The organism is Gordonia sp. 135 (genome assembly GCF_009720185.1).
GTDB classification, from domain to species: domain Bacteria; phylum Actinomycetota; class Actinomycetes; order Mycobacteriales; family Mycobacteriaceae; genus Gordonia; species Gordonia alkanivorans.
The window spans coordinates 4,082,890-4,091,936 of the sequence record NZ_CP046257.1; the positions used below are offsets into that span (position 1 = coordinate 4,082,890).

Sequence of the window (9,047 nt, forward strand, 5' to 3'; positions counted from 1 at the left end):
TTCGATGTCATACCGATGAGGAGCGGGCGGTTACGCCGTGACTACCAGCGGTCGCGGTCGAGTTCCGTTCCGGCAGCACCGGCGTCGGCCGCGCAGCCGAAGCCGACGATCCATCGTGCGGGACCGGTCTCCCCGGCGGCCACCTCGACCTTGCCCAGCATCATCGGTTCCGGGAGAGCAGCGAGGAACTCGCCCAGCGCGGACGCAGACAGTCGCCAGACCTCACCCCGGATCGCCTGTCCCACAACAGGATCGCGGATCAGACCGGGCTTCGGCGGAGTGGTGTCGAGCGCGACGAGGCGGTAGGTCGGCGTCGTCGCGATCTCCCCCGCCCAGCGGGCACCCCGTTCGCTGAGTTCGTGCGTGAGCGGACCGCCCCGCATGTGCGCACCGAAGACCGCGAGCTCGACCGACTCCTCGGTCTCCACCCACGACGCCCCGACATCGGGGACGCCGAGGAACCGGGCCGCCACTTCGATGAGAACCGCGTCCTCGTGCGCCGCACCCAGCAGGGTGACACCGAATTGTGCTTCGCTGCCCTGGGTTTCGGCCACGACGCCACTCGGCACGGCGATTCCGCAGAGGTCGAAGAGATTGCAGAAGTTGGTGTACGTGCCCATTCGCGAGTTGACGCCGACCGGGTCGGCGGCGACCTCGGCGATCGTCGGGTGCCCCGGCGCGGTCGGGACCATCAGCACGGTCGCGTCGCCCCACTCCCCCATGGCCTCCGCACGGAGTTCGGTGAGGCGTCGGCGTGCGCGCAGGAGGTCGACGGCGGTGAATCGGGAAGCAGCACCGATGATCCCGGCGACGGTGGGATCGAGCCCGACGTCGTCCGCGTCCGTCGCATCCAGGAAGTCGCCGACGGCGTCGTGTCGTTCGGCGACGAGCGCATCCTCGTACAGCAGCTTCGCCGCCGCAAGGAAGGGCGACAGGTCGATGGTCTTGATCACGAGTCCGGCGTCCTCGGCCCGCAGCACCGCCTCGGCGAATGCGGCACGCCACGCCTCGTCGAGGTCCGGCAGTTCGGCGGGTACGGCGACGACGGGTCGTTCCGGTGCGGCCAGGGGCGCCGACGTGCCGAACGGCCGTGGTCCCTGCGCGGCGGACATCGCTGCCATCGCACGGTTCGCCAGTGGCAGGTCGGCCGCGAAGATCGTCACGGTGTCATAGCTGGCACACGCTGGCACGACGCCGTCGGTGGAGATCGACCCGACCGTCGGCTTGATCCCGACAAGTCCCTGGAGTCCGGCGGGCACGCGGCCGGAACCGGCGGTGTCGGTGCCGATCGCGATGTCGGCGAACCCGAGTGCCACGGCCACCGCGGACCCCGAACTCGAACCGCCCGAGATGTATTCGGGCCGTCGCGAATCCCGAACGGCACCGAACGGACTTCGTGTTCCGACGAGGCCGGTGGCGAACTGGTCGAGGTTCGTCTTCCCGATCATCACCGCACCGGCGGCCCGCAATGCCGCGACCGCCGGGGCGTCGGCCGCGGGCGTGTAGGCGTAGCCCGGGCACGCTGCCGTGGTCGGCAACCCGGCGACGTCGACATTGTCCTTGACCGCGAGGACGGTGCCGGCCAGTGGCCCGCCGGCCGCGAGAGCCGCGTCGTACTCGGCAGCGACCTCCGCCTGCGGACGCAGCGCGATGAATACCTCGGGACGGTCCGCCTCGGCGATCCGCATGTAGATCTCGTCGACCCTGCTCATGCCACCCGCTCCTCGTTCTCGGCCCCGACCGCGCTCAGGTCGGCGGCGAACTCGCCCTGCGCGGACCATCTCTGACGCTCCTCGGCGCGGGCGATCTCCATCTTCTCGCGCCGGAGGGCGATGTCGGCGGCATTGTCGTCGAGGTATTGCTGGTGCTCGGCGAGCGAGAAGACACCGTCGACGATCTTCGTGCTGTCCCCGCGCCCGGCCGCGACATCGGCGCGCATGTCGAGGAGTTCCTCGGCACTGACCGGATACCAGGAGATGCGGTCGAAGAAGCGCAGCAGCCAGGGATGCTGGGGATCGAAGCCGGGCGCCGACTGTGGGTGCCGGTGGTTCCACACCTGCGTGGTGCGTCCGACGAACTGATAACCGCCGGGGCCCTCCATGCCGTAGATGCACAGGTAGGCTCCGCCGATGCCGACCGCGTTCTCCGGGGTCCAGGTCCGGGCGGGGTTGTACTTCGTGGTGACGAGCCGATGCCGCGGGTCCAGCGGGACCGCAACCGGCGCACCGAGATACACGTCGCCCAGGCCGAGCACCAGGTAGCTGGCGTCGAAGACCGTGCGGTGGACGTCGTCGACGGAGTCGAGACCGTTCATGCGGCGGATGAACTCGATGTTCCACGGGCACCACGGAGCGTCGGAGCGCACGCCGAGCATGTAACGCTTGATGGCCTCGCGGGTGGCCGGGTCGTCCCACGACAGGGGCAGGTGCACCGTTCGGCTGGGGACCACGAGATCCTCGGCCGCGGGCAGCTGGCTCTCACATTCGATGAGCCACTGGAGCATCCGGGACTGCGACCACATGTCCGGGTCGGCTTTGACCTGCAGCGACCGGATGCCGGGCGTGAGATCGATGAGGCCCCGGGGCTTCTCGGCGGCGATGCGTTCGCTCAGCGCGTGCACGCGGGCGCGCAGGGCCAGATCCAGTTGCATGTCACCGTATTCGACGAGGATGTTGTCGTCACCGGAGCGGCGGTAGGTCACCGCCGTCGATCCGTCGGCGGTCGTCGTCGAGCCGAGGATGCCGTTGTCGGCGTCGCCGCCCGCGGACAGAACGTCGACGAAGCTGGCACGCCGGCCGAGACCGGTCTCCTTCGGCGAGGCGGTCGCCTCGCTGCGAACGGCCACGAACCGGATCGTGTCACCGGGCTTGAGCTGACCGAGCTTCCACCGCTGGGCGGTCACGACCGTCACCGGGCACACGAACCCGCCGAGACTCGGGCCGTCGGGCCCGAGCAGGATCGGGGTGTCGCCGGTGAAATCCAGGGCGCCGACGGAATACGCGTTGTCGTGGATGTTCGACGGGTGCAGTCCGGCCTCGCCTCCGTCGTTGCGCGCCCATCGCGGCTTGGGACCGATCAGCCGGATGCCGGTCCGGTCGGAGTTGAAGTGCACCTCGTAGTCGGTGGCGAAGACGTCGCCGATGTCGGCCTCGGTGAAGAACTCCGGCGCACCGTGCGGACCGACGGTCACCGCCAGTTGCCAGGTGTTGGTGAAGGCGGGCTGCTCGTCGCCGAGGATGCGCCGCGCCGGGCCGGTCGATCCGCCGAGCAGGGTGAGCTGATCACCGGCCGCGAGCGGACGGCCGTCGAGACCCCCGAAGCGGCCCATCGTGAACGTGGAACGGCTTCCGAGGTAGTCCTCGGCGTCGAGCCCGCCGGACACCGCGATGTACGCCCGCATGCCGAGCGTCCCCACTGTTCCGACGTCGAGGACGTCACCTGACGACACCGACAGCGGAACCCATTGCGACACAGTCCGTCCGTTGACGGTGACGGTCACCGGTGCGCCGGTGACGGCCACGACGGCGTCGGCGTCGAACCGCAGCGCCGGACCCATCAGGGTGACCTCGAGACCAGCAGCTGTCTCGGGGTTGCCGACCGCGAGGTTGGCGAGGCGGAACGACAGGTCGTCCATGGGCCCGGAGGGTGGGACGCCGACCTTCCAGTACCCGATACGACCGGGCCAGTCCTGGATGGTGGTGAGCGGACCGGACCGCAGGACGGTGACGGGGGCGGGCGTGGCGGCCCCGGTGGAGGCAGTCATGGTGTGGTTCCTCGAAGGTCGTTGTGCGGTGCGGAAATCGACGCGACTGGCCGTCAGACCACGGGCCGGGTCACGATGACGCGGACCGCGGTCGGATCGAATCCGTTGCAGGGGTTGTTGATCTGCGGGCAGTTGGAGATCAGCACCAGGGTGTCGACCTCGGCCCGGAGTGCCAGGCGCTTGCCCGGGGCCGACAGGCCGTCGACGATGCCGAGGGAGCCGTCGGGATCGACCGGCACATTCATGAAGAAGTTGACGTTGCCGACCAGATCGGCCTTGCCGAGTCCGTGGCGGCTGCCCTCGATCAGGAAGTTCTCGACGCACGCGTGCTGATGCCTGGTGTGGTGGCCGTAGCGGAGGGTGTTGGATTCCTGCGAGCAGGCGCCGCCCACGGTGTCGTGGTTGCCGACCTCGTCGGCGACGATCGTCATCAGCGGTTCGCTCTCCTGGTCGCGGATGACGGTGCCGGTGGTCAGGAAGATGTTGCCCTGCGCGGCGATCGTGGCCTGCGCCGAGTAGCGCTTGGCGTGATCGGCCGCCCCGTAGAAGAGGGTGTCGACGGCCTGATTGCCGTGGAGGTCGACGATGGTGAGTATGTCGCCGGCGGCGACGACGCCCGACCAGGGGCCGCGTTCGCCCACGATGGCGTCGTCGACGACCGTGCCGTCAGCGAGGGCGAGATCGGCCGCGGGTGCCGCGGTGAGATCGATGGTGGTGGTCACGAGTGGTGTCCTCTCTCAGATTGGGCAGCTCAGAAATGAGCTGCGGCCCAGACGTCTTCGGAGTTGGCGACGGCACGCTGGTACTCGGGATCGGTGTCCGCGACACCGGCCAGCAGAGCGTCGAGATCGGGCTGGGCCTTCCACGCGAGCACCTCGAGCGAGGTGGTGTCGAACGTCGGCGACGGATCGACGGGATGTGCTGTGTTCGCGATCGCCACGACACACGGCAGGTGCAGGATCAGGTCGACCGATGTGTCGGCTCCCGCGGAACCGGTGGAGCGCAACGACCCGTCGTCGTCGACCTTCACACCGTGGAAGAACGACACCGAGGGGGCGACGTCGGTCGGGGTCAAGCCGTGCTTCGCGGCGGCGAGGGTGAACATCTCACGGCCCGCCGGGCTGGCCGAATGCACCTTCCCGTCCCCGTGTTTCGCGGTGTTGGCCGCGAGAGTCGTGGTGCCGCAGAGTGCGTCGTGGTGCCCGGAACCGTCGGCGACGATCGTTGCCAGGACGCGTCCCTGGTCACTGAGCAGCGGATGCCCGGAACCGAGGTAGGCCTGCCACGGAACCTTCACGGTGTCGGCCGCATTGAGCCGCTCCCACGGTGCGTCGGCGCGCCACAGCAGGATGTGTGCGCAGGCCGAGCCGGCGACGTCGTGCAGCCTCAGCCGCGTGCCGCGGGCCAGGACCTTGCTCGTGTACCTCCCCCCGGGCACGGTCTCGGCCCAGGTGAGGGAAGCGGGATCCACATCGGCGGGCGGGTTCGGCCAGTTCGACGCCGGGACGACCGGCATGCTGTCGGTGATGCGACCGGCCTGCGACCGGGCGTGTTCGCGGGCTCCCGCGGTGGTCCCGGTGCCGGTGGCGGTGATGGTCATGTCGGATGTCTCCTCGGAATGTGGGTGTGGTCGGGGTTTGTGGAGCTCGGGTCACCGGGCCTTCGTGGCTCGTCGACTTCGATGCGCTCCTTCGTCGCTTACTCAGCCCGGCGGCTTGCGCTCCTCGCACCTCAGGCAGCAAGGGTGGGCGCAACCCTCGGCCCGAGTCAGGACTTGGCGGGGTCGACGGGCTTCGGATGTTCCTTGCCGCGAGGGAAGCACGCGATGCCGGCGAGGACGGTCACCGCGATGACGATCGGTCCGGCCCAGCGCAGGATCGGCATGTCGCCGGCGGGATCGAAGACCTCGGCACGTGGCCAGGCGAGGTTGACGACCATCAGTGCCCCGTAGAGCACGGCGAGGAGGTTCACCACGATCCCGAAGCGGCCGAGGCTGAACAGTTTCCGGCCGCCGGCGTCGACACCGCCGGTGTGCGGCCAGCCCTGGAACCGGCGGTAGAGCATCGGACCGGTGACGGCGAGGTAGGCCAGGTAGATCAGGATGATGCACACGCTGGCGAGCGTCGCGAAGATCGCGGAGTTGCCAACGTTGACCACCAGGACGCCGATGCAGAGCACGCCGATGAGGATCGATGGCGCGATCGGGGTGCCCGTCCGCGAATTGACGTGTGCCAGTTGCTTCGAGAACGGGAGCCGGCCGTCGCGTGCCATCGAGAACATCAGGCGGGAGCATGCGGTCTGGATGGCGAGGGTGCAGATGAAGATCGCCACCGCGACGTCGCAGAGCAGGACCTTGCCCCAGAAGCTTCCGAGCACCGAGTCCAGCACGTAGGGCAGGCCGCCGATGGCGAGTTCCTCGCTGAGCGTCGGCGCGGCCATGAGCGCGCCCAGCAGCATCAGGCCGCCGCCGATGGCCGAGACCGTCAGTGCCATCCGGATGGTGCGCGGTGCGACGCGGCGCGGGTCGCGGGTCTCCTCGGCGAGTTCACCGGCCGAGCCGAATCCGACCATCACGTAGGCGGCCATCAGCCCCGAGACGATGAACGCCCAGATGTAACCGGGCTGCTGACCGGGGACGCCGGTGTCGAAGACGACACCCGGACCGCGCTGGGCGTGGGTGAACAGCGCCAGGATCACCGCGATCACGCCGACGAGTTCGCAGACCACGCCGATGCTGTTGACGCGGCTCATCCAGGTGACGCCGACACAGTTGATGGCGGTGACGATCACCAGCAGGATCGAACCCAACAGGACCGCATTCGACGCCCCGCTGGTGCTGGTGAGCGTGGGATCGTCGCCGACGATCTGGAAGCCCATCCACACCGACGGCAGCACCACCTGGAGGGCGATGGCCGCCGCGGCCGCCGTGACGACCTGCGCGATCATCATGAACCAGCCGCCGAACCAGCCGATGACCTCACCACCCATGCGGCGCGACCACTGGTAGATCGCACCCGAGATCGGATAGCGCGCAGCGATTTCGGCGAAGCACAGAGCCACCAGGAACTGACCCGCGTAGACGATCGGCCACGTCCAGAAGAAGGCCGGGCCGCCGAACCCGAAACCCAGGCCGAAGAACTGGAAGACCGTGGTCAGGATCGAGACGAAGGAGAAGCCGGCCGCGAAGGAGGCGAACTTGCCGAGCGACCGGTGCAGCTGCTGGTCGTAACCGAGATCGGAGAGGTCGTCGGCGTCGAAGTCACCGGCCGGGGCGGTGACCGGTTGCGCGACGGTCTTTTCCGGGGTTGAGGTCATGATGCGTTCTTTCTTCTCGAGGAGCTCCTCGTTGAGCGCGTATCTGTCAGGTGACAGATAAGCGAACGCACGTTTCTTTCGATTGACCGTTCTGTTCCGTCTGCGAAAACGTCGGTAACGACTGCGTTAATCGGCGCAGGTCGCGGGATCGCACGGCCATCCGGGGACTCTCGAGCATGGTCAACTAGGTCGAGAACATCCACCAACGCAGGAGGAATCATGGCGACCGGCACGCGCACGGCCACCACGTCCGGCAGCCCCGGGCGCCCACGCCTGGTGCCGTCGAGGCGCCGGGGCGAGACCGCTCGCGACGAGATCCTCGACGCCGCGGCCGAGCTCTTCACCCGCCACGGATACACCGGGACGTCGACCCGGATGATCGCCGAGGCGGTGGGCATCAGGCAGGCCTCGATGTACCACCACTTCAGCACCAAGGACGACATCCTGGCGCACCTCTTGGAGACCACGGTCGTCGGCTCGGTCGAGCAGGCCCGCACGCTGCTCGATGCCGACGGACCGGCGCTGGAGCGACTGCTCACCCTGGCCCGCTACGACGTGGAACAGCTCGCCCGCGCACGCTGGAACCTCGGGGCGCTCTACCTGCTGCCCGAGGTCGGGGAACCGCGCTTCGTTGAATTTCGCTCCGCGCGACAGGAACTCGCGGCCGCCTACGCGGCCCTTACCTCGGCGGTGCTGGGCGATCCGGCAGACAAGCGCTGTCTGCTGCCCTTCCGCCTCGTCGAGTCGGTCATCATGATGCGCGCCGACGAACAGCGCGGCGAACTCGGCGGCCACACCGCCGAGGGTCTCGTCGACACGATCGTCGGCGCGGTCCGGATGCTGATCGAGCATCGGCCTTAGCGAGAACGAAAGCAGCCAGAGCAGAGATCGGCCCTGACGCAGTCCGCGACTGCGTCAGGGCCGATCTCTCGCGTGCGCTCAGCAGCTGCCGATGGCACCTCCCTGTAGTGCGACCTCGGCAATCCGTGCCCACGTGCACGGCAACGCATCACGACGGGCGGGCGCCGACGGCGCGATCTGCTTCACCGCCGGTGTCGGCGTCACGCGCTTCACCACGGGCGCCGAGGCCACCTGCTTGACGGCGGGCATCGGGGTCAGCCGCTTGATGGAGGTCGCCGGTACCGATGGCGCCACCAGCGCCGGGGCCCGATCGAGCGAGGCCGTCGTCGGCTGGGGCCGCTTGGCCGGCTTGCGGTTGAGCGGCACCTTCCATCCCTTGTCGTAGCCGTGCGCCGCGCCGATGGCGACACCGGCCGCGACGGCCGGGAGCGCTACGAGAGTCGCGACCACGGCTGTTCCGATGAGCGGCCCGAACACCAGACCGGTGGGCCAGAGCGGAAGCGTGAGGAGAAGCCCGAGCCCACCACCGACGACACCGCCGACGGCGAGGGCGAGCGGAGCCGCCACCCCGGCGCCGATCACGCCGCCGACCGCGGCGTCCCCGACCATCTGTTCGGCGACCTTGTCGGCGCGGGCGGTCGAAACCCCGTTACTCCGAAGAACATCGGAGATCCCAGCGACGAGTTCACCGGACCCAGCGCTGATGTCCGAGGCGAGTTGCGGAGACACGGCGCGCGGGCGGCGGAGTTCGAGGTTTCCGATCCGCACGACGTCGCCGGCCGCGGCGGTCTGGTCGGCGACCCGACGGGCGGGCCCCAGGGGCGTCGGGTGGATCGTGTTGTCCCCCGCGCTGACCCGCGGCCAGGTCGATGTCACCACCGATTCCTGTTTGGGCCCAACGGAAGTGGACACCACCACCTGGGACACCGGGCGGAGGTCCGGCAATGCCCCCGCCGGAAGCGCCATCGTGGGGATCCCCACCGTCGCGATCCCCGGTGTCGGCGGGCCCGCCGCCGGGGTGGCGGCGTGGGCGGGCACGGTAACCGCGAACGACGCGGCCATCGCACACCCCAACATCGCGACCGCTGGGCGTCGAACACGCAAGCCC

7 protein-coding genes are annotated in these 9,047 nt (G+C 69.1%); 1 reads left to right on the forward strand and 6 read right to left on the reverse strand.

Annotation, left to right across the window (positions count from 1 at the left end):
- Window positions 1-41: 41 nt before the first annotated feature.
- From atzF to GKZ92_RS18555, 5 genes are all read right to left on the reverse strand, one after another.
- Complete coding sequence (gene atzF, locus GKZ92_RS18535; RefSeq protein WP_035755820.1) at window positions 42-1,712, reverse strand: allophanate hydrolase; 1,671 nt, start codon at window positions 1,710-1,712, stop codon at window positions 42-44.
- Window positions 1,709-3,763, reverse strand: coding sequence for a 5-oxoprolinase/urea amidolyase family protein (locus GKZ92_RS18540; RefSeq protein WP_035755822.1), 2,055 nt, complete (start codon window positions 3,761-3,763; stop codon window positions 1,709-1,711). Before GKZ92_RS18540 ends, atzF begins: the two co-directional genes overlap by 4 nt.
- A 53-nt stretch (window positions 3,764-3,816) precedes the next feature.
- On the reverse strand, window positions 3,817-4,485 hold the full coding sequence (locus tag GKZ92_RS18545) for an urea amidolyase associated protein UAAP2 (RefSeq protein WP_006358636.1): 669 nt from the start codon (window positions 4,483-4,485) through the stop codon (window positions 3,817-3,819).
- 29 nt (window positions 4,486-4,514) lie between these two features.
- Complete coding sequence (locus tag GKZ92_RS18550; protein ID WP_006358637.1) at window positions 4,515-5,363, reverse strand: urea amidolyase associated protein UAAP1; 849 nt, start codon at window positions 5,361-5,363, stop codon at window positions 4,515-4,517.
- Between the two features lie 167 nt (window positions 5,364-5,530).
- Window positions 5,531-7,078 carry an amino acid permease gene (locus GKZ92_RS18555; RefSeq protein WP_006358638.1) on the reverse strand — a complete coding sequence of 516 codons (1,548 nt, stop codon included), beginning with the start codon at window positions 7,076-7,078 and terminating at the stop codon, window positions 5,531-5,533.
- A gap of 219 nt (window positions 7,079-7,297) precedes the next feature.
- On the opposite strand from GKZ92_RS18555, the gene GKZ92_RS18560 reads away from it, so the two are divergent.
- A complete protein-coding gene (locus GKZ92_RS18560; RefSeq protein ID WP_006358639.1) occupies window positions 7,298-7,939 on the forward strand; it encodes a TetR/AcrR family transcriptional regulator in 642 nt (213 codons plus the stop codon).
- A 78-nt stretch (window positions 7,940-8,017) separates the two neighbouring features.
- Here the strand turns inward: GKZ92_RS18560 and GKZ92_RS18565 are convergent, their stop codons facing one another.
- The gene (locus GKZ92_RS18565; RefSeq protein WP_230461835.1) at window positions 8,018-9,001 is read right to left on the reverse strand and encodes a hypothetical protein; all 984 of its coding nucleotides are present in this window, start codon (window positions 8,999-9,001) and stop codon (window positions 8,018-8,020) included.
- Window positions 9,002-9,047 lie beyond the last annotated feature (46 nt).